General features: G+C 72.6%; 17 protein-coding genes and 1 tRNA gene. 7 read left to right on the top strand and 11 right to left on the bottom strand.

Going from position 1 to position 23,854, the window contains the following annotated elements:
* Nucleotides 1-2 precede the first annotated feature (2 nt).
* Genes ACWC9R_RS13010 through ACWC9R_RS13000 form a run of 3 tightly spaced genes read left to right on the top strand, consistent with a single transcriptional unit; the run spans nt 3 to nt 3,465 of the window.
* Nucleotides 3-1,796 (top strand): branched-chain amino acid ABC transporter permease, encoded by a 1,794-nt coding sequence (locus tag ACWC9R_RS13010; RefSeq protein WP_450731141.1) that lies wholly within the window; start codon nt 3-5, stop codon nt 1,794-1,796.
* A gap of 5 nt (nt 1,797-1,801) precedes the next feature.
* Complete coding sequence (locus tag ACWC9R_RS13005; RefSeq protein ID WP_450731139.1) at nt 1,802-2,752, top strand: ABC transporter ATP-binding protein; 951 nt, start codon at nt 1,802-1,804, stop codon at nt 2,750-2,752.
* Nucleotides 2,749-3,465 carry an ABC transporter ATP-binding protein gene (locus ACWC9R_RS13000; RefSeq protein ID WP_362608147.1) on the top strand — a complete coding sequence of 239 codons (717 nt, stop codon included), beginning with the start codon at nt 2,749-2,751 and terminating at the stop codon, nt 3,463-3,465. Before ACWC9R_RS13005 ends, ACWC9R_RS13000 begins: the two co-directional genes overlap by 4 nt.
* A 72-nt stretch (nt 3,466-3,537) precedes the next feature.
* Here ACWC9R_RS13000 and ACWC9R_RS12995 read toward each other — a convergent pair whose 3' ends face one another.
* Nucleotides 3,538-4,224, bottom strand: coding sequence for an ANTAR domain-containing response regulator (locus ACWC9R_RS12995; RefSeq protein WP_450731137.1), 687 nt, complete (start codon nt 4,222-4,224; stop codon nt 3,538-3,540).
* Nucleotides 4,225-4,286: 62 nt separating this feature from the next.
* Between ACWC9R_RS12995 and ACWC9R_RS12990 the strand changes: the two genes are divergently transcribed.
* Together ACWC9R_RS12990 and ACWC9R_RS12985 are read left to right on the top strand one after the other, a co-directional pair.
* A tRNA-Leu gene (locus ACWC9R_RS12990) sits at nt 4,287-4,361 on the top strand.
* 109 nt (nt 4,362-4,470) lie between these two features.
* Nucleotides 4,471-5,244, top strand: a complete 774-nt coding sequence (locus tag ACWC9R_RS12985; protein WP_450731280.1) for a transcriptional regulator — start codon at nt 4,471-4,473, stop codon at nt 5,242-5,244.
* A gap of 52 nt (nt 5,245-5,296) precedes the next feature.
* Here ACWC9R_RS12985 and pyk read toward each other — a convergent pair whose 3' ends face one another.
* The 6 genes from pyk to ACWC9R_RS12955 form a co-directional block, all read right to left on the bottom strand.
* A complete protein-coding gene (gene pyk / locus ACWC9R_RS12980; RefSeq protein WP_450731135.1) occupies nt 5,297-6,733 on the bottom strand; it encodes a pyruvate kinase in 1,437 nt (478 codons plus the stop codon).
* A gap of 145 nt (nt 6,734-6,878) precedes the next feature.
* The gene (locus ACWC9R_RS12975; RefSeq protein WP_450731133.1) at nt 6,879-7,589 is read right to left on the bottom strand and encodes an SIMPL domain-containing protein; all 711 of its coding nucleotides are present in this window, start codon (nt 7,587-7,589) and stop codon (nt 6,879-6,881) included.
* A 106-nt stretch (nt 7,590-7,695) separates the two neighbouring features.
* Nucleotides 7,696-9,132, bottom strand: a complete 1,437-nt coding sequence (locus ACWC9R_RS12970; protein WP_450731132.1) for a lysine N(6)-hydroxylase/L-ornithine N(5)-oxygenase family protein — start codon at nt 9,130-9,132, stop codon at nt 7,696-7,698.
* Nucleotides 9,129-10,562, bottom strand: a complete 1,434-nt coding sequence (locus ACWC9R_RS12965) for a pyridoxal phosphate-dependent decarboxylase family protein (protein WP_450731130.1) — start codon at nt 10,560-10,562, stop codon at nt 9,129-9,131. The genes ACWC9R_RS12970 and ACWC9R_RS12965 overlap by 4 nt, the downstream gene beginning before the upstream one ends.
* Before the next feature lie 196 nt (nt 10,563-10,758).
* Nucleotides 10,759-13,305, bottom strand: coding sequence for an aminopeptidase N (gene pepN / locus ACWC9R_RS12960; RefSeq protein WP_450731128.1), 2,547 nt, complete (start codon nt 13,303-13,305; stop codon nt 10,759-10,761).
* A gap of 632 nt (nt 13,306-13,937) precedes the next feature.
* Entirely contained in the window at nt 13,938-14,825 is an 888-nt protein-coding gene (locus ACWC9R_RS12955; RefSeq protein ID WP_450731279.1) for a helix-turn-helix domain-containing protein, read from the bottom strand.
* 162 nt (nt 14,826-14,987) lie between these two features.
* Here ACWC9R_RS12955 and ACWC9R_RS12950 point away from each other — a divergent pair, with 162 nt between their 5' ends.
* Nucleotides 14,988-16,793 carry a beta-galactosidase gene (locus ACWC9R_RS12950; protein WP_450731126.1) on the top strand — a complete coding sequence of 602 codons (1,806 nt, stop codon included), beginning with the start codon at nt 14,988-14,990 and terminating at the stop codon, nt 16,791-16,793.
* A gap of 92 nt (nt 16,794-16,885) precedes the next feature.
* Here the strand turns inward: ACWC9R_RS12950 and ACWC9R_RS12945 are convergent, their stop codons facing one another.
* The 4 genes from ACWC9R_RS12945 to ACWC9R_RS12930 all read right to left on the bottom strand — a co-directional run bounded on the left by ACWC9R_RS12945 (nt 16,886) and on the right by ACWC9R_RS12930 (nt 22,501).
* Nucleotides 16,886-19,966, bottom strand: a complete 3,081-nt coding sequence (locus ACWC9R_RS12945) for an endo-alpha-N-acetylgalactosaminidase family protein (RefSeq protein ID WP_450731124.1) — start codon at nt 19,964-19,966, stop codon at nt 16,886-16,888.
* 125 nt (nt 19,967-20,091) lie between these two features.
* A complete protein-coding gene (locus ACWC9R_RS12940) occupies nt 20,092-21,249 on the bottom strand; it encodes a sensor histidine kinase (protein ID WP_450731122.1) in 1,158 nt (385 codons plus the stop codon).
* Between the two features lie 76 nt (nt 21,250-21,325).
* Nucleotides 21,326-21,502 carry a hypothetical protein gene (locus ACWC9R_RS12935; protein ID WP_362610325.1) on the bottom strand — a complete coding sequence of 59 codons (177 nt, stop codon included), beginning with the start codon at nt 21,500-21,502 and terminating at the stop codon, nt 21,326-21,328.
* Between the two features lie 204 nt (nt 21,503-21,706).
* The gene (locus ACWC9R_RS12930; RefSeq protein ID WP_450731120.1) at nt 21,707-22,501 is read right to left on the bottom strand and encodes a S1 family peptidase; all 795 of its coding nucleotides are present in this window, start codon (nt 22,499-22,501) and stop codon (nt 21,707-21,709) included.
* A gap of 263 nt (nt 22,502-22,764) precedes the next feature.
* Here ACWC9R_RS12930 and ACWC9R_RS12925 point away from each other — a divergent pair, with 263 nt between their 5' ends.
* Nucleotides 22,765-23,664 carry a hypothetical protein gene (locus tag ACWC9R_RS12925; RefSeq protein WP_450731118.1) on the top strand — a complete coding sequence of 300 codons (900 nt, stop codon included), beginning with the start codon at nt 22,765-22,767 and terminating at the stop codon, nt 23,662-23,664.
* The last annotated feature ends 190 nt before the right edge of the window (nt 23,665-23,854 follow it).

Below are 23,854 nucleotides of genomic sequence, written 5' to 3'. Positions count from 1 at the left end.
CGATGACCACCCACACCACCACCCCCGCCCGCGGCCTGATACCGCTCCCCGAGCGCACCGCGCGCCTGACCACCGCCGCCGGCGCCCTGGCCACCACCGCCAGCACCGCCCTCGCCTGGACCTGGAGCAGCGACTTCCCCGGCGACCTCACCTACTACCTCTCCCCCGCCGGACTACAGGTCGTCACCCTCGCCGGCGGCCTCCTCACCCTGCTGTTCGCCCTCGCCGCCCTCGGCATCCGCGGCCTGCGGTGGCTCACCCCCGCCGGACGCAACGCCCCCACCCTCCTCGCGGCCCTCGCCACCTTCGCCGCCACCTGGTTCACCCTCACCGCCATCGCCGTCCAGCTCGGCGGACTGATCAACCTCGAACTCGGCGGCGCCCTCGCGGCCCTCACCTCCCTCACCACCCTGGCCGGCGCCCTCGCGCTGCCGCCCGACCAGCCCTCCGACACACCCCGCCGCTCCCCCTGGCAGCGCTTCACCGCGAGCCTCGCCGCCTCCCCCGTACGGCGCCGCACCCGCGAACTCCCCTCCTGGGCCGAGATCCTGATCATCGCCGCCGCCTTCGCCGCCGGGCTGCTCGCCTTCACCTACGGCATCGACACCGACGACGGCGCCCCCTTCGTCGGCTACCTGCTCTTCATGGTGCTCGCCGTCCCCGCCCTCCACCGGGCCGGACTCATCGCACGGCTCACCGCACTCACCCACACCCACCGCGGGGTGGCCCTCGGCGCGGCCTTCCTCTCCGCCGCCTGCTTCCCCTTCACCCAGGACACCGACCAGTACACGATCATCGGGGCCAACATCCTGATCTTCGCCACCGTCGCCCTGGGCCTCAACGTCGTCGTCGGCCTCGCCGGCCTCCTCGACCTCGGCTACGTCGCCTTCCTCGGCGTCGGCGCCTACGCCGCCGCCCTCGTCTCCGGCTCCCCCGAATCCGCCCTCGGACTCCACTTCCCCTTCTGGGCGGCCCTCCTGACCGGCGCCGTCGCCTCCCTCGTCTTCGGCGTCCTCATCGGCGCCCCCACCCTCCGCCTGCGCGGCGACTACCTCGCCATCGTCACCCTCGGCTTCGGTGAGATCTTCCGCATCGCCATGCTCAACCTCAACGGCACCACCGGCCCCGACATCACCAACGGCGCCATGGGCATCCCCAACATCCCCAACCTGGAGATCTTCGGGTTCAACTTCGGCGAACCCCACACCCTCCTCGGCATCCCCATCGCCACCTACGGCAACTACTACCTGCTGATGATCCTCGTGACGGCCTTCGTCGTCCTCGTCTTCCGGCGCGCCGCCGCCTCCCGCATCGGCCGCGCCTGGATCGCCATCCGCGAGGACGAGACCGCCGCCATCGCCATGGGCATCAACAGCTTCCGCCTCCGCCTCCTGGCCTTCGCCCTCGGCGCCGCCCTCGCCGGACTCGCCGGCACCGTGCACGCCCACGTCGTCACCACCGCCACCCCCGAACAGTTCCAGTTCGCCGGGCCACAGCCGCCCAACTCCGCCTTCCTCCTCGCCGCCGTCATCCTCGGCGGCATGGGCACCCTCAGCGGACCCCTCGTCGGCGCCGCCCTCCTCTTCCTCATCCCCGCCAAACTCGACTTCCTCCAGGACTACCAGCTCCTCCTCTTCGGCATCGCCCTCGTCCTCCTCATGCGCTTCCGCCCCGAAGGCCTCATCCCCGACCGCAGGAAGCAGCTGGAATTCCACGAGACCGGCCAACTCGACGTGCCCGACCAGCGCCTCCCCGACGCAGACGCCACCCTCGGCGCCACCCAGGCAAAGGCGTGACGACCATGACCACAGCAGCCAGCCCCGCACCCACCACCGACACCGGCACCGTCCTCCGGGCCGACGGCGTCACCATGCGCTTCGGCGGGCTCACCGCCGTACGCGGCGTCGACCTCACCGTCGGCGCCGGCGAAATCGTCGGCCTCATCGGCCCCAACGGCGCCGGCAAAACCACCTTCTTCAACTGCCTCACCGGCCTCTACGTGCCCACCGAAGGCACCGTCAGCTACCGCGGCACCCGCCTCTCCCGCAAACCCCACCTCGTCACCCAGGCCGGCGTCGCCCGCACCTTCCAGAACATCCGCCTCTTCGCCAACATGACCGTCCTCGAAAACGTCCTCGTCGGACGCCACACCCGCACCAAAGAAGGCCTCTGGTCCGCCCTCCTCCGCAGCCCCGGCTTCAAAAAGGCCGAACGCACCAGCGAGGAACGCGCCATGGAACTCCTGGAGTTCACCGGCCTCGCCCACAAACGCGACCACCTCGCCCGCAACCTCCCCTACGGCGAACAGCGCAAGCTCGAAATCGCCCGCGCCCTCGCCAGCGAACCCGGACTGCTGCTCCTGGACGAACCCACCGCCGGCATGAACCCCCAGGAAACCCGCGCCACCCAGGACCTCGTCCTCGCCATCCGCGCCCAGGGCATCGCCGTCCTCGTCATCGAGCACGACATGCGCTTCATCTTCAACATGTGCGACCGCGTCGCCGTCCTCGTCCAGGGCCAGAAACTCGTCGAAGGCACCGCCGACGTCGTCCAGGCCGACGAACGCGTCATCGCCGCCTACCTCGGCACCCCCGTCGAGGACGTCGCCACACCGGACCCCGCCACGGACCCGGCCACCCCACCGGACCCGGCCGGCCCCGGCACCCCGGACGCGACCGCAGCACCCGACGCAGCAGACAGGACGGCCCCCACCGACCGGCCGGCCCAGGGACAGACCGGAGACACCCCATGACCGCACTGCTCGAGGTCGAGGACCTCCGCGTCGCCTACGGCAAGATCGAAGCCGTCAAAGGCATCTCGTTCTCCGTCGAAGCAGGCCAGGCCGTCACCCTCATCGGCACCAACGGCGCCGGGAAGACCACCACCCTGCGCACCCTCTCCGGCCTCCTCAAGCCCCTCGCCGGCAAGATCACCTTCGACGGCGAACCACTCAACGGCGTCCCCGCCCACAAGATCGTCGAACGCGGCCTCGCCCACTCCCCCGAAGGCCGCCGCCTCTTCCCCCGCCTCACCATCGCCGAGAACCTCAAGCTCGGCGCCTTCCTCCGCAAGGACGCCGACGGCATCGAGAAGGACATCCAGCGCGTCTACGAGCTCTTCCCCATCCTCGGCGAACGCAGCAAACAGGCCTCCGGCACCCTCTCCGGCGGCGAGCAGCAAATGCTCGCCATGGGCCGCGCCCTGATGTCCCGCCCCAAACTCCTCATGCTCGACGAGCCCTCCATGGGCCTCTCCCCGATCATGATGCAGAAGATCATGGAAACCATCCGCGAACTCCGCTCCCAGGGCACCACCATCCTCCTCGTCGAACAGAACGCCCAGGCCGCGCTCTCCCTCGCCGACCAGGGACACGTCATGGAGATCGGCCGCATCGTCCACTCCGGCACCGGCGCCGCCCTCCTCCACGACGAGTCCGTCCGCAAGGCCTACCTCGGCGAGGACTGACCCACCGCACGACGAGCGGCCCCGCACCGGTCAACACCGGTACGGGGCCGCTCACTCGCGGGGCACGGGCCGCTACTGGTCCTTCTGCTGCTTCTTCTCCTCGGCGTCCTCGATGACCGCCTCCGCGACCTGCTGCATCGACAGCCGCCGGTCCATCGACGTCTTCTGAATCCACCGGAACGCGGCCGGCTCCGTCAGCCCGTACTGCGTCTGCAGAATGCTCTTCGCCCGGTCCACCAGCTTCCGGGTCTCCAGCCGCTGCGTGAGGTCCGCGACCTCCTGCTCCAGCGTCTTCAGCTCGGTGAACCGGCTCACCGCCATCTCGATCGCCGGCACCACGTCGCTCTTCGAGAACGGCTTCACCAGATACGCCATCGCACCCGCGTCCCGCGCCCGCTCCACCAGCTCACGCTGCGAGAACGCGGTCAGCATCAGCACCGGGGCGATGCTCTCCTCGGCGATCTTCTCGGCCGCCGAGATACCGTCCAGCACCGGCATCTTCACGTCCAGGATCACCAGGTCGGGCCGGTGCTCCCGGGCCAGTTCCACGGCCGTCTGCCCGTCCCCGGCCTCGCCGACGACGGTGTAGCCCTCCTCCTCCAGCATCTCCTTGAGGTCGAGACGGATGAGCGCCTCGTCCTCCGCGATCACGACCCGCGTGGTCAGCGGCGGGACATGCGACTGATCGTCATCGGCGACGGGCTGCTCGGGCTCGGCGGCGCTCACGGGACTCCTCGTTACGGTCAGGTGGTGCCCCATGAGCCTACCTAGCTCCTGTAGGGTAGGACCACGCAGGGCAGCAGGTATCCTCCCTTTCTAAGGCCCCAGTACTCCAACTGGTTAGAGAGGCGGCTCTCAAACAGCCGAAAGTGTGGGTTCGAATCCCACCTGGGGCACTTTCTCTTCGATTCGAAGATGACGCGAAAACCGATGAGCGTCACCCTTTTCAGTGATGACGCTAGCGAATTCACCTCGCTTGAAGCACTTCCCGTCACGATCGCATGCATGTACGACACCTCAACGCGTGCGCATGCCCTCTCCCTCGTCGCCCAAGGGCGCAGCCTCAACTCTGTGAGCAAGCAGACCGGCATATCCCGGTACGCAATCCGATCCTGGCAAACCAGGGTCGAGCCCATCTCGCGTAAGGCGGAATGCCCGCGATGCGAGCAGGTACCACAGCCGCCGAAGGATGCCGAGGCGTACGCGTACTTACTCGGCCTCTACCTCGGCGACGGCTGCCTCAGCAGACAACCCGGACGGCGTGGGTACGCGCTGCGTATCGCGTGCGCGGATGCCTGGCCGGGCCTTATCGCCGCATGCCGCGACGCGGTAAAAGCGGTCCGCCCCACAAACAGCGTGTGCATCATCCAACGCGAAGGCTGCGTCATGGTGACCAGCTACAGCCACCACTGGCCCTGCCTTTTCCCCCAGCACGGCCCCGGGAAGAAGCACGAGCGGCCGATCGTGCTCGAATCCTGGCAGCAGCAGATCGTGGACGCGCATCCCTGGGAGTTCCTCCGCGGGCTCATCCATTCCGACGGCTGCCGCATCACCAACTGGACGACCAGGGTGGTGGGCGGCGAGCGCAAACGCTACGAGTACCCGCGGTACTTCTTCACCAACATGTCCGCCGACATCATCCGCCTCTACACCGACACCCTCGACGCCGTCGGGGTCGAGTGGAAACCCGCCCGGCAATCCCGCAAAGCCCAGAACATCTCCGTGGCCCGCAAGAGCTCCGTCGCCCTCATGGACCGACACATCGGGCCGAAGTACTGACAGGGACGGCAGTCAGGTACCTCGGCCCAGCGGGAGCGCGGTGCGGGTGGGGCTACTTCGGGGTGTCGTCCTCGCCGATGTGGTGGACGCGGACGAGGTTGGTGGAGCCGGGGACGCCGGGCGGGGAGCCGGCGGTGATGATGACGACGTCGCCCTTCTGGCAGCGGCCGAGCCTCAGGAGCTGCTCGTCGACCTGGGCGACCATCTCGTCGGTGGAGTCGACGGTGGGGCCGAGGAAGGTTTCCACGCCCCAGCTGACGTTGAGCTGGGAGCGGGTGGCCGGGTCGGGGGTGAAGGCCAGGAGGGGGATGGGCGAGCGGTAGCGGGAGAGGCGGCGGACGGTGTCGCCGGACTGGGTGAAGGCGACGAGGAAGCGGGCGCCGAGGAAGTCGCCCATGTCGGCGGCGGCGCGGGCGACGGCGCCGCCCTGGGTGCGGGGCTTGTTGGCCTCGGTGAGCGGTGGGAGGCCCTTGGCGAGGAGGTCTTCCTCGGCGGCCTCGACGATGCGGCTCATGGTCTTGACGGTCTCGGTGGGGTACTTCCCGACGCTGGTCTCGCCGGAGAGCATGACGGCGTCGGTGCCGTCGATGACGGCGTTGGCGACGTCGGAGGCCTCGGCGCGGGTGGGGCGGGAGTTGTCGATCATCGAGTCGAGCATCTGGGTGGCGACGATGACCGGTTTGGCGTTGCGCTTGGCGAGCTTGATGGCGCGCTTCTGGACGATCGGGACGGTTTCCAGCGGCATTTCGACGCCGAGGTCGCCGCGGGCGACCATGATGCCGTCGAAGGCGGCCACGATGTCGTCGATGTTGTCGACGGCCTGGGGCTTTTCGATCTTGGCGATGACGGGCAGGAAGCGGTCTTCCTCGCGCATGATGCGGTGGACGTCTTCGATGTCGCGGCCGCTGCGGACGAAGGAGAGGGCGATGAGGTCGGCGCCGTAGCGCAGGGCCCAGCGGAGGTCGTCCTGGTCCTTTTCGGAGAGGGCGGGGACGGAGACGGCGACGCCGGGGAGGTTGAGGCCCTTGTGGTCGGAGACCATGCCGCCCTCGATGACCCGGGTGCGGACGTGGGGTCCGTCGACCTCGGTGACCTCGAGGGTGACCTTGCCGTCGTCGATGAGGATGTGTTCGCCGGTGGTGACGTCGGCGGCGAGGCCGTCGTAGGTGGTGCCGCAGATCGCGCGGTCGCCTTCGACGGAGGGTTCGACGGTGATGGTGAACTCGTCGTCGCGTTCGAGAAGTACGGGGCCTTCGCGGAACCGGCCGAGCCGGATCTTCGGGCCTTGAAGATCGGCGAGGATGCCGACGCTGCGGCGGGTCTCTTCGGATGCTTTGCGGACCCGGTCGAACCGTGCCTCGTGGTCGGCGTAGGTGCCGTGGCTGAGGTTGAAGCGGGCGATGTCCATTCCGGCCTCGACGAGGGCTTTGATCTGCTCGTACGAGTCGGTGGCGGGCCCCAGGGTGCAGACGATTTTTGCTCGGCGCATACGTCGAGCCTATGCCGTACCGGGCGGTAGGGAACGGTAGGCAGGTGACTGCTCAACGAGCGGTTGGTGAAGGGGTGTTGACAACTCTTGGAATGGGCGCGAAGGCGCTCCGATGAGCGGAATATAGCCCTCGCGCGGGGTGGTCTCAGAGTGCGGGACGGGTCATGGTGAAGCGCGCGTTGACATGGGCGTGGACGGCTTGGCGCTGGGGTTCGAGGTCGAGTGCGGGGGCGCTTTCCTGGGTGGCGCCGCCGTATCCGGCGAAGGAGCGCATGGCGGGGGCGGCGGCGGGGGCGTTGTTCTCGGCGCCGAGGTCGGCGATTTCCAGGAGGGCGTCGAGGCGGGCGCCGAGGGCTTCGGCGTATTCGCGGGCGCGCTGGACGGCTTCGTGGACGGCTCGGGTGCGGGCGTCGCGGTGGGCGGGTGAGTCGGGGCGCAGGGCCCACCAGGGGCCGTCGACGCCGGTGAGGTCGAGGTCGGCGAGGCGGGTGGTGAGTTCGCCGAGGACGGTGAAGTCGTTGAGGGTGGCGGTGTGGGTGACGCGTCCGTGGTAGGCGCGGATGCGTTCGTGGCGGCCTTTTTCGGTGAGCTGGGGGGTGAGGCTGAAGGTGCCGGTTTCGAGTTTCTCGATGGCGTCGCCGTAGTTCTTGATGAGGGTGAGGGCGGCTTCGTTGCGGTGGGTGAGGTCGGTGAGGGCGGTGGTGCGGTCGGTGCCGCGGGCGCTGACGGTGACGGCGATGCGGGCGATTTCGGGGTCGACTTCGAGGCGGGCTTCGCCGCGTACGGCGAGGCGGGGGGTGTCGGGGGTGCCGTAGGGGAGGGCGGTGGAGGTGGTGGGGGTGTGGGGGTCGGTCATGGTGGCTCCCGGTGTGCTGGGGTGCGGGTGGTGCAGGGTCGCACATCGGGGTGGCCGGTGGTGGGTCATCCGGCCGCCGGGTGGGGGGAGCCTGCCCGGTCGGGGGTCAGTGGCGGGGGACGAGGGTGGAGCTCTGGCGGGGGACGGTGCCGGTGCGGCCGGTGGTGGGCTGGGGCAGGCCGAAGGTGGTGAAGGCGGTGCGGGTGGGGAGGGGGTAGGGGGTGGTGCCGGTGAGGGAGTTGAGGATGGTGGCGCTGCGCCAGGCGGCGAGGCCGAGGTCGGGGGCGCCGACGCCGTGGGTGTGGGTTTCGGCGTTCTGGACGTAGACCGAGCCGGTGACGGCGGGGTCGAGGATCAGCCGGTGCTGGGCGTCGACGCGGGGGCGGGCGCCGGAGTCGCGGCGTACGTAGGGGTCGAGGGCGGCGAGCAGGGTGTCCATGCGGCGTTCGCGGTAGCCGGTGGCGAGGACGACGGCGTCGGTGGTGAGGCGGGAGCGGGTGCCCTGCTGGAGGTGGTCGAGGTGGAGTTCGACCTTGGTGGTGCCGACGCGGCCCGCGGTGCGGACGAAGACGCCGGGGGTGAGGGTGGCGTCGGGCCAGCCGCCGTCGAGGGTGCGGTGGTAGAGCTCGTCGTGGATGGCGGCGAGGGTGTCGTGGCCGATGCCTTTGTGGAGCTGCCATTGGCCGGGGACGAGGTCGTCGCGGACGCGTTCGGGGAGGGCGTGGAAGTAGCGGGTGTAGTCGGGGGTGAAGTGTTCGAGGCCGAGCTTGCTGTATTCCATGGGGGCGAAGGCGGGGGTGCGGGCGAGCCAGTGGAGGCGTTCGCGGCCGGCGGGGCGGGCGCGGAGCTGGTCGAGGAAGATCTCGGCGCCGGACTGGCCGGCGCCGATGACGGTGAGGTGGTCGGCGGCGAGGAGGCGTTCGCGGTGATCGAGGTAGTCGGCGGCGTGGACGACGGGGACGGCGGGGGCGTCGGCGAGGGGGCGGAGCGGGACGGGGATGTGGGGGGTGGTGCCGATGCCGAGGACGAGGTTGCGGGCGTGGGTGCGGCCGAGGGCTTCGGCTTCGCCTTCGGGGTCGAGCTGGGTGTAGTCGATTTCGAAGAGTTCGCGTTCGGGGTTCCAGCGGACGGCGTCGATCTGGTGGCCGAAGTGGAGGGTGGGGAGTTGTTCGCTGACCCAGCGGCAGTAGGCGTCGTATTCGGCGCGGTGGATGTGGAAGCGCTCGGCGAAGTAGAAGGGGAAGAGGCGTTCGCGGGTCTTGAGGTAGTTGAGGAAGGTCCAGGGGCTGGCGGGGTCGACGAGGGTGACGAGGTCGGCGAGGAAGGGGACTTGGAGGGTGGCGCCGTCGATGAGGAGTCCGGGGTGCCAGTGGAAGGCGGGGCGCTGGTCGTAGAAGGCGGTGCGGAGGCCGGTGAGGGGGTGGGCGAGGGCGGCGAGGGAGAGGTTGAAGGGGCCGACGCCGATGCCGGCGAGGTCGAGGGGTTCGCCGGGGCTCGTGGTGTCGGTGGTGTGGGGGCCTTCGGTGTGTGGAGTGCTGCTCATCTGGGGGTGTGCCCTTCCACGAGGGTGAGGAGGGTGGTGAGGTCTCCGGGCTGGGTGTGGGGGTTGAGGAGGGTGGCCTTGAGCCAGAGGCCGGTGGGGGTGGTGGCGCGGCCGAGGACGGCGTGTCCGTCGGTGAGGAGGGTGCGGCGGATGGTGGCGAGGGTGGTGTGGTCGGCGCCGGTGGGGCGGAAGAGGACGGTGCTGAGGGTGGGGCGGGAGTGGAGTTCGTAGCGGGGGTGGGACTCGATGAGGTCGGCGAGGGTCTGGGCGGCGGCGAGGGTGCGGTCGACGAGGTCGCCGAGGCCGTGGCGGCCGAGGGCTTTGAGGGTGACGGCGATCTTGAGGATGTCGGGGCGGCGGGTGGTGCGCAGTGAGCGGCTGAGCAGGTCGGGGAGGCCGGCTTCGGTGTCGTCGTCGGCGTTGAGGTAGTCGGCCTGGTGGGCGAGGGGGGCCAGGGTGGCGGGGCCGGGGACGGCGAGGAGGCCGGCGGCGACGGGTTGCCAGCCGAGTTTGTGCAGGTCGAGGGCGACGGTGTGGGCGCGGGCGAGGCCGTTGAGGGCGGCGCGGTGGATGTCGCTGAAGAGGAGGGCTCCGCCGTAGGCGGCGTCGATGTGGAAGCGGGCGCCGTGGCGTTCGGCGAGGTCGGCGAGGGCGGGGAGGGGGTCGATGGCGCCGGAGTCGGTGGTGCCCGCGGTGGCGGTGAGGAGGACGGGGCCGGTGCGTCCGGCGAGGCCGGCCAGGCAGCTGTGGACGGTGTCGGGGGTGAGGATGCCGTCGGGGGTGGGGAGGGTGAGGGGTTCGGGGAGGCCCAGGAGCCAGGCGGAGCGGTGGATGCTGTGGTGGGCGTTGGCGCCGCAGACGATCTGGAGGGGGCGGGCGGGCCGGTGGGGTTCGGTCGCGGTGGCGTCGGGGGCGGCGGCTTCGCGGGCGAGGAGGAGGGCGAGCTGGTTGGACTCGGTGGCGCCGGTGGTGACCAGGGCGTCGGGGTCGGTGGCCTGGGGGTAGACCAGTGCGGCGAGGGTGCGGCCGGCGAGGGCTTCGAGGGCGGAGGCGGCGGGGGCCTGGTCCCAGGAGTCCATGGAGGGGTTGAGGGCGGCGGCGGCGAGGTCGGCGGCGGTGGCGAGGGCCAGGGGCGGGCAGTGCAGGTGGGCGGCGCAGTGCGGGTCGGCGGGGTCGGCGGCGCCGGCGGCGAGGGTGTGGACGAGGGTGCGCAGGGCGGCGTGCGGGCCGGTGCCGTGGTCGGGGAGCAGGGGGTGGCAGGCGTCGCGTACGGTGCGGGCGACCGTTTCGGGGCCGCCGGGGGGCAGGGGGCCGGCGCGGTCCTCGGCGCCGGTGGTGAGGGCGTCGAGGACGGTGTCGAGGAGGGGGCGGAGTGCGCGGGGGCCGTGGGTGCCGCCTGCGAGGGCGGTGCCGGCAGGGGGCACAGGCATCAATGTGCTCTTCTGTCAGGGGAGTTCGGGCCGTGGTCCGGTGCGGCCGGGCCCTCAAGCGGCCCCAAATTACTTTCCCCGCAGGGCGCGTTTCCACTGGTCGCGGTCATACCACCCGTAAGTGGGACGGGTGTACCGCTGGTGTTCGGGTGCCGCCGGCCGCCGGTCCGGCGGCACCCGTGTGCCGGGTTCCGGGTCAGGCGCCGCCGGCCGCGGCGCGTACCCGCAACGCCCGTCGCAGGTCGTCGAGTTGGTCCACGAGCCTGCGGCGCAGGGCGGGGACCGGGTCGCCGGTGGCGAGGCAGTCCTCGGCGAGGCGGCGGGTGTGGTCCTCGACGGCGGTGGCGGGGAAGGCGTAGCGGCCGGCGGCCGCGGCGAGGGCGGGGCCGCGGGCGGCGGCGAGGGCGGGGACGTCGGTGAAGTACCGGTCGACGTAGGGGCGGAGCAGGTCGTGCTGTTCGGGGGCCCAGAAGCCGGTGGCGGTGGCGGTGAAGAGGTAGTTGGAGAGGGCGGCCGTGGCGTCGGTGGTGAACAGGGCGTCCCAGGCGGCCTGTTTGGCGTCCGGGTCGGGGAGGGCCGCGCGGCAGCGGGCGGCGCCCTCGCGGCCGGTGGCGCTGGGGTCGCGGGCGAGTTCGGCGTCGATGGCGGAGCGGAGTTCACCGAGGGGGCCGGCGCCGAGGGTGGTGAGCCGGCGGAGGATGCGCCAGCGGAGTTCGGGGTCGAGGCGGGGGCCGCCGGGGACGCTGCCGTCGTCGAGCCAGTCCTGGAGGCCTTCGGGGCTGGTGGCGCTGTCGATGAAGGCGCGTACGGCGGTGAGCCGCAGTCCGGCTTCGGCGCCGTGCTCGGGGCCTTCGGTGCGGCGGAGTATGTCGCGGCTGAGGGCGGTGAGGGTGGTGAGGGCGGCGTGGCGTTCGGTGGGCGGGAGGTAGCGGTCGGCGATCTCGGTGCGGGCGAAGGCGAGGACGCCCTGGACGAGGGCGAGGTCGGTCTCGTGCGGGAGGTGGGCGCGGGCGGCGTCCAGGTAGGCGGTGGGGGCGAGTTCGCCGTCGCGGACCATGTCGCGGGCGGCGTTCCAGACGACGGCGCGGGTCAGCGGGTCGGGCAGGCCGGAGAGGGCGCCGAGGGCGGTGTCCCAGGAGACGGGGTCGACGCGGACCTTGGCGTAGGTCAGGTCCTGGTCGTTGAGGAGGAGCAGGGCGGGGCGGCCGCCGGTGTCCTGGTGGGCGCCGGTTTCGGGCACGTCCCAGGACAGCGGTTCGCGGGGCACGAGGCGGCCCGGGGTGGTGGGGTCGTGGTCGTAGAGCCCGAGGGTGAGCCGGTGGGGGCGGGTGCCGTCGTCGCTGCCGGTCTGTTCGACGGAGACGCTCCAGTTGCCGTCCGCGGCCTCCCGTACGACGGGGGTGAGGGTGTCGACTCCGGTGGTGCGCAGCCAGCTGGCGGCCCAGGCGTGGACGTCGCGGTCGGTGGCGCGGGCGAGGGAGTCGAGGAAGTCGGCGAGGGTGGCGTTGCCGAAGCGGTGCCGGGCGAAGTGCTCGTTGATGCCGGTGAGGAAGTCCTTCTCCCCCATCCAGGCGACGAGTTGGCGCAGTGCGGAGGCGCCCTTGGCGTAGGAGATGCCGTCGAAGTTGAGGAGCGCGGAGGCGGTGTCGGGGACGTCCTCGGGGGTGGGGGCGACGGGGTGGGTGGAGGGCCGCTGGTCGGCGTCGTAGCCCCAGCCCTTGCGGGCGACGGCGAAGTCGGTCCAGGTGTCGGTGAAGCGGGTGGCTTCGGCCAGGACCTGGTAGCCCATGTACTCGGCGAAGGACTCGTTCAGCCAGATGTCGTCCCACCACTGGAGGGTGACCAGGTCCCCGAACCACATGTGGGCCATCTCGTGGGCGATCACGACGCCGCGGGTCTGGCGTTCGGTGTCGGTGACGGCGGAGCGGTAGACGAACTCGTCGCGGAAGGTGACCAGGCCGGGGTTCTCCATGGCGCCGGCGTTGAACTCCGGGACGAAGGCCTGGTCGTAGGAGTCGAAGGGGTAGGGCTCCGCGAAGATCTCGTGGTAGCGGTCGAAGCAGCGGCGGGTGAGGTCGAGGATCTCGTCCGCGTCGGCGTCCAGGTGGGGCGCGAGGGAGCGGCGGCAGTGGATGCCGAAGGGGAGGCCGGCGTGCTCGGTGCGGACGGAGTGCCAGGGGCCTGCGGCGACGGCGACGAGGTAGGTGGAGATGAGGGGCGTGGGCGCGGCCTGCCAGCGGCCCTCCCCCAGGTGCTCGGTGACGCCGTTGGCGAGGACCGTCCAGTCCTCGGGCGCCTGGACGGTGACCGCGAACTCGGCCTTCAGGTCCGGCTGGTCGAAGGCGCCGAAGACGCGCTGGACGTCGTCCAGGAACAGCTGGGTGTAGACGTAGCTCTCGCCGTCGGCGGGGTCGGTGAAGCGGTGCATGCCCTCGCCGGTGCGGGAGTAGCGCATCGTGGCGTCCAGGCGCAGTTCGTGGGCGCCGGGGGTGAGGCCGGTGAGCGGGAACCGGTTGTCGTCGAGGGCCGCGGGGTCGAGGGGGCTGCCGTCGAGGGTGGCGGAGTGCAGCTCGGCGGGCTTGAGCTCGACGAAGGTGTCGCCGCCGGTACGCGCGGTGAAGTGGATGACCGTACGGGAGCCGAAGCGCTCCTCGCCCTGGGTGAGGTCGAGGGCGATCTCGTAGCGGTGCACGTCGATCTGTCGGGCTCGGGTCTGCGCCTCGTCGCGCTGCAGTTGGGGCATGGTGCCATGCTGCCGTACGGGCTGCGGGCGGTGCACGGGGGTTTGGGGGCCGTTGCTTGGGCTGCGGGTGGGTTGTGGCTGGGCGCGCAGTTCCCCGCGCCCCTTTGGGGCGCGATCTGGTCGCTGTGTCGGGGTTGTGTGCGGGCCCGGCGGGGGCTGGGGTTTTGCGGGGCTTGTGGTTGCCGCGGGGGTCGGAGGGGACGCACCGGGACCCGTCCTCGGCGCGGGCGACGCGGCTCCGAGCAATTGAGTACCCCGACGTTCGCTCCGGTCCTGCGGGCGGGCCCCGGTACATCCCCTCCGACCGTCCCCCGTTGCCGACCGCCGGACGGTGACACCGCGCCTCACAGCCCCACCGCACCCGCCGCCCAAGCTGCGAGGCCAACCAGATCCCTGCCAAGGGGATGCCGTACGCCGTGCCGTAACGGTGATCGGTACGGCGGGACAGCCGCGTACGAACGGCGGTCGGAGGGGATGTCCGGTGAGCCGCCCGCAGGACCCGGAGCGAACAACGGGGCGAAGAACCTCTGGGACCAGCATCGCCCGCGCCGAGGACGGCTTACCGGGCGTCCCCTCCGACCCACCACCCACAGCCCGTAGGCGAAGCGGTGCCAGCCACCGGCCCCCCAGGGTCAGCCCAGCCGGCCGTTGACCAGGGGTGGGTCGTTCGGGTCCGGGATCTGGGTGGACCAGCCGCCGGGGACGTTGTGGACCTGGCGGTCGCGGAAGCGGACGGGGGCGGTGCCGACGCGGCGGGTGAAGAGGCGGCTGAAGTAGGCGGGGTCGTCGTAGCCGACGCGCCGGGCCACCGCGGCGACCGGGAGTTCGGTGCCCACGAGCAGTTCCTTGGCGCGGCCCAGGCGGATGCCGAGCAGGTAGTCCTTCGGGCTGCAGCCGGCGCCGCGGCGGACGGCGGTGCGGAGTTCGGCGGGGGTCATGCCGTGCCGGGCGGCGTGTTCGGCGACGGAGAGGGGGAGGAAGGCGTCGCGGGCGAGGGCCTGGAGGACGGGGTCGCCGTCGGCGTCGGTGTCGGCGCGGGCGCGGCGCAGCGCGACCAACAGTTCGTGGACGGCGGCGGAGGTCTCCACCTCCAGGAGGGGGTTGCCGCGGCGGGCGGCCCGCGCGATCCGTCCGATGGCGGTGCGCGCGGGGCCGGTGTCCGCGAGCGGTACGAGGGGGCGGTCCGGCTCGATGTAGCCGAGTTCGGTGTAGGCCGCGGCGGCGGGCCCGGTGAAGTCGACGAAGCTCTCGTCCCAGCCGGTCTCGGGGTCGGCGCCGTAGTGGTGCGGTACGCCCGGCAGGAGCCACATCAGCGCGGGGGCGGTGACCGGGTGGCGCCGGCCGTCAGGGGCTGTGAACCAGCCGCGGCCCGCGCTGATGACGAGGGCGACGTGGTGGTCGAGGGTGCGGGGGCCGACCGTGGGGAGGGTGCCGTGCTGGAGGCCGACGCCGAGGCACACCAGGCCGAGCCGGTGGTGGGCCGCGTTCGGAGTGAAGTACCGCATCCAGGTGTGGTACACGCCCGGCCTCCCGTCGCTCCGTACGTCGGCGTACCGCTCGTCGAACCGTCCAATCACGGCCGATCTTTGTCCATGGACCGTCACACCGCCAGAGGGCGAGGGTGACCGGTGACCGTGGGCGCCCGGCCGGTGGCGCGCTGCGACGACCAAGGGCGGGGTGGCGTGGCGCGGTTCGAGGTGGGTGAGCGGGACTTCGTGCTGGACGGGCGGCCGGTGCGGCTGCTGTCGGGGGCCCTGCACTACTTCCGGGTGCACGAGGCGCAGTGGGGTCACCGGCTGGCGATGCTGCGGGCGATGGGCCTGAACTGTGTGGAGACGTATGTGCCGTGGAATCTGCACGAGCCGCGGCCGGGTGAGTTCCGGGACCCGGAGGCGCTGGGGCGGTTCCTGGACGCGGCCGGGGCGGCGGGGCTGTGGGCGATCGTCCGGCCGGGGCCGTACATCTGCGCGGAGTGGGAGAACGGCGGGCTGCCGGAGTGGCTGACGGGGCCGCTGGGGCGGCGGGTGCGGACTCGGGACGCGGCGTATCTGCGGGCCGTGGACGCGTGGTTCGGGAGGCTGTTGCCGCAGGTGGTGGCGCGGCAGTGCGGCGCGGGGCCGGGTGGTCCGGAGGGCGGGCCGGTGGTCATGGTGCAGGTGGAGAACGAGTACGGCTCGTACGGCAGCGAGGCCTGCTATCTGGCGCACCTGGTGGAGCGGCTGCGCGGGCTGGGGGTGCGGGTGCCGCTGTGTACGTCGGACGGGCCGGAGGAGCACATGCTGAGCGGTGGGTCGGTGCCCGGTGTGCTCGCCACCGTCAACTTCGGGTCGGGCGCCCGGGAGGCGTTCGCGGCGCTGCGCGGGCGCCGGCCGGACGGGCCGTTGATGTGCATGGAGTTCTGGTGCGGCTGGTTCGCGCACTGGGGGCGGGAGGAGGCGCCGCGTGCTCCGGAGGACGCGGCGGCGGCGCTGCGGGAGATCCTGGAGTGCGGTGCGTCGGTCAATGTCTACATGGCGCACGGCGGGACGAGTTTCGGCGGCTGGGCGGGGGCGAACCGCGCGGGTGAGCTGCAGGACGGGGCGCTGCGGCCGACGGTCACCTCGTACGACTACGGGGCGCCGGTGGATGAGTGGGGGCGGCCGACGGAGAAGTTCTGGCGGTTCCGGGAGGTGCTCGCCGGTTACGCGGACGGGCCGCTGCCCCCGGTGCCGGAGCCGCTGCCCGTGCTGGCGGCTCCGGCGCGGGCGGTGGTCGGGGAGTGGGCTCCCGCGAAGGACGTGCTGGCGGCGCTGGGGGGCGCGGAGGTGGTGGGGGGTGGTCCGGCGACGTTCGAGGAACTGGGCGTGGACCGGGGGGTGGTGCGCTACCGGGTGGCGGTGCCGGGGCCGCGGGGCCGGTATCCGCTGCGGGTGCGGGGGCTGCGGGACCGGGGGGTGGTGTACGTCGACGGGGAGCCGCGGGGCGTGGTGGACACCGAGGACGCGGTGCTCGGCGAGGTGGCGGGGCCGGCGTCGGTGGAGGTGTGGGTGGGGTCGTTGGGGCGGGTCAACTACGGGCCGCGGCTGGGCGAGTCCAAGGGGATCGTGGGCGGGCTGCTGCACGAGCGGCAGTATCTGCACGGGGTGCGGTCGCGGGGGCTGCGGCTGGACGCGCTGGAGGAGGCCGGGGCGCTGGCGCGGGTGCCGTTCCGGGCGGTGACGGCGGCCGGGGGCGGCGCGGGGCTGTACCGGGGGACGGTGACGGTGTCCGGGCGGCCGGGGGACGCCGGTCTCGTGCTGCCGGGGTGGCGGCACGGCTTCGCCTGGATCAACGGGTTCTGTCTGGGGTGCTATTGGGACGAGGGGCCGCAGCGCACGCTGTATGTGCCGGGCCCGGTGCTGCGTACGGGCGTCAACGAGCTGCTGGTGTGGGAGTGGGAGGGCGCCCCGGCCGCGGTGGGGGAAGGGGCGGGGGCGCCCGGGCTGTATCCCTGTGCGACGGGGCGCTGAGGGCGGGGCGGGCCCTTGGCCGGGTGCCGGGGCCGGTGGCGCGCTCCGGGCGCCTCACGGCGGCCGGTGACCGGCCGGCCTCCCTGCGGCCGTCACACCTCGCGGACCTCGAAGGTGTCGAGGACGAACTCCGCGGTCCCGTCGTCGCCCACCTTCCGCAGCCCCACCCATGCCTCGCCGTCGTCGGGCGCGGTGAACTCGTAGGTGTGGGTGGCGGGCCGGTTCGCGACGGGGAGGGGGGTGCGGGTGAGTTCGCGGGGTGCGGGTGTGTCGACGGCGGTGACCCAGGCGTACTGGGCGGCCTTCTCGTTCGCGTAGCGGAAGGTGACGCGGTAACGGCGGCCGGGGGTGAAGCGGACGGTGTGCGGGACCGTGCGGTAGACGAGGCCGGTGTTCTCGCCGCGCGACTTGAGGGACTGGCCGCCGTCGAGGACGTCGTCGATGGCCTTGCCGTTCCAGCCGCGCCGGGTGAACGGGGCGTGCCGCTGGGCGATGTGGGTGCGGGGGTCGGTGCTGCCGCCGGCGTCGCCCTTGACGAAGACGCCCCAGCCCTGGGGAACGTGCTCGAAGTCCTCGTGGGCCAGGGCGCCTTTCCTGGTGGTGGGCCGGGCGGGGACGACCCGCAGGTTGTCGAAGCGGACGCGGGCCCGGCCGGGCGCCGCGGTCAGGGTGAGGGTGACCGGGCCGCCGCCCTCGGGGACCGTGAAGGGGGTGAAGAGGCGCTGGAAGCGGGTGCCGGACTTGCGGTCGGCGGCGACGTAGTTGCCGGCGGTGGAGGTGTCGGTCCAGTTGACGGCGGTGCGGCCGTCGGCGGTGCGGATCTCCAGGGCGGCCCGGCGCCGCTCCCCCGCCGTGGCGCCGACCTCGACCTGTACCGAGGCGGCGTAGGTGCCGGGGGCGAGCCGGGCGAGTCTCTGGGCGACGGCGGCGGCCGCGCCGGCGCCGATGACCAGCTCGTAGTCGCCCCGTTCGCTGAGCTGGACGGTGGCCGGGCCGGTGGCCTGTCGGCCGTCGAGGGTGCCGGAGTGGAAGCCGGGGTCGGTCAGCGGGGTGCCCTCGCCCCAGTGGGGGTCGCCCTGGGCGGGGGCCTTGGTGCGGTGGACGGCGTAGGCCACGCCGGGCCGGGCGGTGAGGGTGATGCGGCCGCCGCTGACAGGGACCCGGGTTTCCTGGGTGCGGCCCTGGTCGGTGAGCCGGTAGGCGTAGACGGCGCGGTCCGCCGCCCAGCCGCGGGGCAGTGCCCAACGGGTCGTGCCGCCCCGGGGGTTGTAGTGGTAGAGCTTGTCCGGGTCGGTGGCGCGGCGGGGCTCCCAGGGGAGCAGGTAGGTGCCGTCGTCGTAGACGACGCGGCCGTCGGTGGTGATCGTGCGGGTGCCGCCGGCGTCGCTGACGGAGGTGTGGGTGGGGCCCTCGAAGGTGATCTCGTGGGCGCCCCAGGTCCTGATCGGGTACGCCTGGAGGTATTTGGCGGGCAGGGCGTCGGTCCAGATGAGGGTGTGGAAGGCGGGCCAGTCGTTCTTGCCGGTCCAGCCCTCGAAGTTGCCCATCCGGGGGTTGCCGAGCAGGGTGGGCCACTTGTCGGCGAAGACATCCTTGTGGTGGTGGCGCAGGAAGCGGATCAGCCGGGAGTTGATGCCGCGGGAGGTGTCGGGCCCGTAGTCGGTCTCGTTCGCCCAGTGCGACCACAGGGCGGAGCGCTCCAGGCCGTGGCCCCATTCGGTGGTGATCTGCCAGCCCTGGTCGCGGAGGTGGCGCTGGAGCCGGTCGGAGTTCCAGCCGGATTCGCGGAAGACGTCGAGGTAGAGGGTGTTCAGCGCGGGGTCGGTCTCCGCGCGCAGCCGGGCGAAGCGGCGGGCGATGTCGCCGGAGACCAGGTCGCGGCGGGCGTCGATGCGGTAGGACTGGTCGAGCCAGTCCCACTGCTTGTCGTGGATGTCGACGAGTTCCTCGGAGAAGGCGTGTGCGACGGGGTAGGACTCGGTGGCGTTGACGTGCACCGCGAAGTCGCTGTGCCATGTCTTTCCGGCGCGCAGCAGGGTGTTGAGGTCGCTGAGGCCGCCGGCCCGTTCGTTGTAGTTGCCGCCGTAGTCGGGGTGGGCGGAGTCGTGGCCCTCGGACTGGTAGCCCTTGAGGAGGGTGAACTGCCGCAGCCCGTCGGTGGCCAGCGCGATGCGTTTGACGTTGTCGAGGGTGGCGAGGAACGGGTTGGTGGCCTGGCTGGCGAAGTTGAACGGGATGTGCGGGACGACCCGCAGATGCTGTTCGTCGGCGCCGAGCGGCATCGCCATGATGTCGCGCAGCGCGATGGCGCCGTCCTGCCAGTCGGCGGTGCCGTCGCCGTTGCGGTCGCGGGTGACGATGACGGTCGCGTACGGCAGCGGGTCGGTGGCGTCCACACTCTGGCCGGCGGCCCGGTGGGTCCACTGGCCGCAGCCCAGCCGCGCCGTGACATGGCCGTCGTGCCGGGTGGTCTGCCGCCACAGCCGGCCGTTCTCCCAGGTGGTGGCGCCGGCGGGGTGGTCGTGACAGGTGTTGGTCTCGATGCCGGCGGCGAGGTGGCCGGTGGCGACGACGGCGTAGGCGCATCCGGTGGGGGTGGCCTCGGCGGGGGTGGTGTCGGTGACCTCCACCAGGGTGTCGCCGCTGGCGGCCTTGTCGAGGTCGATGCGGGCGGCCAGCAGGGTGGCGCCGGGCTGGTCGCTGCGGACGCCGAGCAGGGCGAGGCCGGGGATCTCCAGGGTGCCGACGCGCAGTGCCGGGGTGTCGGTGATGTCGGTGACCCGCCAGGTGGTGCGGTGGTCCCGGACCGCGATCTCGACGGTGATCGTGGTGCCGCCGTCGAGGGCGAGGGTGTAGGTGGCGCGGTCGGCGCGGGCGCGGTGGGTGACGCGGGGGGTGTGGGGGGTGCCGTCGATGAGGAGGCGGGTGACGGGGGTGTCCTGGCCGTGCAGGACGGCGCCGGTGCCGCGGTCGGTGTAGGAGACGATGCGGGGGAAGGCGGTGTCGACGCGGACCTCCAGCGCGTCGGACCGCAGGACCGCCTCCGTCCTGCGGGGTGCGGCGCCGGCGGGGCGGGTGCCGAGCGGGAGGGCGCCGGCGGCCCCGGCGAGCGCGGTGGCGGCGACGACCTTCCGGCGGCTGGGCCCGGACGGGGCGGCTGGCTGTTCGTTCACGCGCGCGGTCCTCCTTGGTGCCGGCACTGCCTGTCGGCGCACAGCGTGCTGCCGTGCGGGCCGTGCGCCCATGGACAAAGGAGGGGCAGGTGTTGGACAGATGTGCGCGGGCGGGAACGGGCGGCTCAGGCGGTGGCCCCGCCGTCGAGGGGCAGGACGGCGGTGAGTTCCCAGCCGCCCTCGGCCGCCGGGCCCGCGGTGAGCCGGCCGCCCATCGCCTCGGCCCGTTCGGTGAGTCCGGCGAGGCCGAAGCCTCCGCCGCGGGCCTGTTCGGAGAGGCGGGCGGGGGCGCCGCCGTCGTTGGCGACGCGCAGTTCCACGCCGCGGGCCACGGACCGCAGGCCGATCCGTACCGCCGAGGCGTCCGCCGCGTGCTTGCGGACGTTGGTGAGTGCCTCGCGCACGATGCGGTGGACGGCGGCGGCGACCTCGGCCGGCAGCGCCTGTGCCGCGGCGCTTTCGAGGGCGAGGACGACGGGCGGGCCGGTGCGGGCGAAGGCGTCGGTCATCGCCCAAACCTCGGCGAGCCCGGCGAGCGGGTGGGACGGTGCGCCGTCCTCGCGCAGGACCCGCACCAGCCGGCGCATCGCGCCCAGTGCCTCGCTGCCGGCGGTCTCGATCCGTTCGAAGGTGACGGCGGCCGGCGGTCCGTCGAGGGCGGTGCAGCGGGCGGCGCGGGCCTGGACGACGATGCCGGTGACGTGGTGGGCGACCAGGTCGTGGAGTTCCCGCGCCAGTTCCAGGCGTTCGGCGGCCCGGACCGCCGCGAGGTCGCGCAGCCGCTGGGCGTCCTGCCGGCGCAGGGTCAGCGAGTAGGCGGTGACGACCACCGTGAGCACCGCCTGGACGACGGTGAAGAGGCCCGCGTGGAGGTCCCGCAGCGGGGTGAGCACACAGGCCAGGCCCAGCAGCGGACTGAGGACGGCGGCGGTGCGGCCGGGTGCCCCGCGGACCACGCCGGCGAGCAGCAGGAGCAGGGCGAGGCCCTCGCCCAGGCCCCATACCTGCGGCGGGTGCGGTCCGGCGATCAGCAGCGCCGACCCGGTCAGGGAGAGCACGGCCGCGGCGCCGGCCCGGACGGTCAGCGGGACGCGGGCCCAGGGCACCGCGCACAGGCAGACCACGGCGGCGGTGGCCGCCATGATCACATGGGGCCGGACGGGCTGACGGGTCATCGCCGCGGCCTCCAGCCCGGCGAGGAGCAGCAGGAGCACCGCCAGTGCCGTCCCGGACACGACGCGGTGCCGCGGCAGGTCCGCCGGGAATCGGGGCAGGGTGCTCATACGCGGGACCCGCCACGGGCGCGCGGGGGCCGCGTGGGCCGGCCCGGCGGGCCCTCGGTGGGCGATGCGGGAGGCCTCAGCCCCGGGCCGCGTTCGAGGGGGCATCGTCCGGTGACTCGACGAGGTCGTGATGACCGCCGAGCAGGACATAGGCGAGGGCCGCGGCGGAGGCGGCGAGGAGCAGTGCGGCGCAGATCGTGGTGCGGCGGTCGCGGTCGGGCGCCGGGGGACGGCGGCGGGGCTCGGGGGTCATGCCGTTCACGCTAGGCAGCCCGTGCGGGGCCGCCCAGGGGCCGTTGGGTCATCGGTGGCGGCACAAGACCCGGCCGGGAGCGGGCGTTTGGTCCCGGGGTGGACGGACCGAGGTCCCTGCCGCGATGGGACCAAGGGCCCGGGCCTCCGGGGCGGCGAAGGGCCCGGGGAGCGCTCCCCGGGCCCTCGGTGTGCGGGTGGGCGGTCAGCCCAGTTCGCCCGCGGCCTTCTTGATGTCCTTGGCGAAGGTGCTCACCTCGCTGTAGACACCGGGCTTGCCGGGGCGGGCGCAGCCTTCGCCCCAGGAGACGATGCCGACCTGGAGCCACTGGCCGGCGTCGTCCTTGCGGAACATCGGGCCACCGGAGTCGCCCTGGCAGGTGTCGACGCCGCCGGTGTCGAGCTTGCCGGCGCAGATCTCGTCACCGGGGGTCAGCTGGTCGCCGTAGGCCTTCTGGCAGGCGGCGTCGTCGATGAACGGCACGGTCGCCTTGAGGAGGTAGCGCTGCTGGTCGCCGCCTTCCTTGTCGGCGCCCCAGCCGGCGATGGTGAAGTCGCCTTTGTTGAGCTTGTCGTCCTCGGCGATCTTCAGGGTGGGCTGGTCCATCGGCTTGGCGAGCTTGACCAGCGCCCAGTCCTTGCCCTTGCCGTTGTAGCCGGGGGCCTGCAGGACCTTGGTGGACTTGACCTTGACGGCGGCGGAGTCCTCCAGGTCGACCACGCCGGCGGTGGCGGTGATGGAGGTGTTGTCGCCGCTGCCGTCGACGCAGTGCGCCGCGGTGAGCACGATGTCCTTGGCGTAGAGGGCGCCGCCGCAGCCCATCGACAGCCGGACCATGAAGGGGAATTCACCCTGGTCGGCCTTGGTGCCGCCGACGACCTTGGTGGATGGTTCGGAGGAGGGGGCGGCCGAGGCCGAGCCGGGCTGGAGGCTGAAGGCGGCCAGGGCGACCGCGCCGAGGGCAGTGGCTCTCTTGAGGTGCTTCCGGTAGCTGCGCAACGGGCTTCCTTTCGTGGGGGGTTGCACGTCGATGACGAGCCCATGCCAACACCGGAGCCCGGACGTGACCGTCGCAGACCGCACGCGAAACGACAGCACACCGTGAGGCGTCCGGACCCAGTGGGGGATGAGTCCGTACAGCGCTCTGTGATTATGTGGACTGCGCGATCAGGGTGACAAGGGTGCGCATCCGGCCAACTCCCGTACGCGCCACGCCCGTACAGCTCATACCGGACTTTCCCGGCCTCCCCTACAGTGGCCGGGTGACCACCGGCGACCGGGCCGTCGAGCACGGCTACCCCCACCTCGACACGGTGCGTGCGGCCGTCCACGCCCTGTTCAAGCGCCTCTCGTACGACACGGTGAGCACCTTCGGCACCAGCGTGCCGCCGGTCGACGTGGCCTTCGACGAGACCGAGGACCTGCATCTGGGCGCCCAGCGGGTGGCGGGCGCCCTCATCCGGCATCTGCACCTGCCGGACGCGCGGGCGGTGATCTCCTTCCGCGAGATGGAGCACGCCGCGAACGTCGAACTCACCGCGGGCCCGGAGTACTTCATCGAGCTCAACGACCGCTTCCGCGGGCACCGCAAGGACATCGGCGCCGCGCTGGCCCACGAGGTGACGCATGTCGCGCTGCACCGTCTGGACCTGGCGTTCCCCGGCACCCGCGACAACGAGATCCTCACCGACACGGCCGCCGCCTATCTCGGCGCGGGCTGGCTGCTGCTGGACGCCTACCGGGAGCACGGCCCGTTCTCGCAGAAGCTGGGCTATCTGACGCCGGAGGAGTTCGGCTATGTCCTCGCCAAGCGGGCCCGGTTCTTCGGGGAGGACCCGGCGCCGTGGTTCACCAGCCCGCAGGCGTACGACGCGTACACGGCGGGCGCCGCGCGGGCCCGCCAGGACCTGCGCCGGCCGCCGCTGGCCGGGGCCGGGTGGGCCGCCCGGCTGCGCTACGCCAAGGACCGCCGGGCGGCGCAGGCCCCGCGGCGCACGGACCGGCCGCCCGCCTCCGGTGAGGGCTACGCCTTCGAGGGCCCGTCGCCGCTGCGGGTGTCGTTCCCCTGCCCCGCCTGCCACCAGCGCGTCCGGGTACCGGTCCGCGGCCGGCTCCAGGCGCGCTGCGGACTGTGCAGGACGCTGCTGGACTGCGACACCTGACGGGAAGCCGGCTGCCGGGGCCGGTCCCCCGGCCTGTTCCCGCGCTAGGACCTGTCGTCAAACTCCCGTCGTTCGCCCGAAGGGCGGCCCCGCGGCGTCTGGCGCGTGCGATCGCAAGGCGGAGGGTCGCCCCGATACTGGGTGTATCGGGGCGAACCCGACAACGCAGCGAGCGTGCGTGCCAGACGCA

Source organism: Streptomyces sp. NPDC001219 (assembly GCF_053597915.1).
The sequence above is the reverse complement of the archived record's forward strand: the minus strand, read 5'-3'. Positions and strand labels throughout refer to the sequence as shown.

Bases quoted from the DNA above. Each gene is read 5' to 3' on its own strand.
- ACWC9R_RS12995 (WP_450731137.1), bottom strand. From the start codon at position 4,224: ATGGGGCACCACCTGACCGTAACGAGGAGTCCCGTGAGCGCCGCCGAG.
- pepN (WP_450731128.1), bottom strand. From the start codon at position 13,305: ATGCCCCAACTGCAGCGCGACGAGGCGCAGACCCGAGCCCGACAGATC.
- ACWC9R_RS12985 (WP_450731280.1), top strand. From the start codon at position 4,471: ATGTACGACACCTCAACGCGTGCGCATGCCCTCTCCCTCGTCGCCCAA.
- ACWC9R_RS12940 (WP_450731122.1), bottom strand. From the start codon at position 21,249: ATGAGCACCCTGCCCCGATTCCCGGCGGACCTGCCGCGGCACCGCGTC.
- pyk (WP_450731135.1), bottom strand. From the start codon at position 6,733: ATGCGCCGAGCAAAAATCGTCTGCACCCTGGGGCCCGCCACCGACTCG.
- ACWC9R_RS12975 (WP_450731133.1), bottom strand. From the start codon at position 7,589: ATGACCGACCCCCACACCCCCACCACCTCCACCGCCCTCCCCTACGGC.
- ACWC9R_RS12935 (WP_362610325.1), bottom strand. From the start codon at position 21,502: ATGACCCCCGAGCCCCGCCGCCGTCCCCCGGCGCCCGACCGCGACCGC.
- ACWC9R_RS12970 (WP_450731132.1), bottom strand. From the start codon at position 9,132: ATGAGCAGCACTCCACACACCGAAGGCCCCCACACCACCGACACCACG.
- ACWC9R_RS13000 (WP_362608147.1), top strand. From the start codon at position 2,749: ATGACCGCACTGCTCGAGGTCGAGGACCTCCGCGTCGCCTACGGCAAG.
- ACWC9R_RS12965 (WP_450731130.1), bottom strand. From the start codon at position 10,562: ATGCCTGTGCCCCCTGCCGGCACCGCCCTCGCAGGCGGCACCCACGGC.
- ACWC9R_RS13010 (WP_450731141.1), top strand. From the start codon at position 3: ATGACCACCCACACCACCACCCCCGCCCGCGGCCTGATACCGCTCCCC.
- ACWC9R_RS13005 (WP_450731139.1), top strand. From the start codon at position 1,802: ATGACCACAGCAGCCAGCCCCGCACCCACCACCGACACCGGCACCGTC.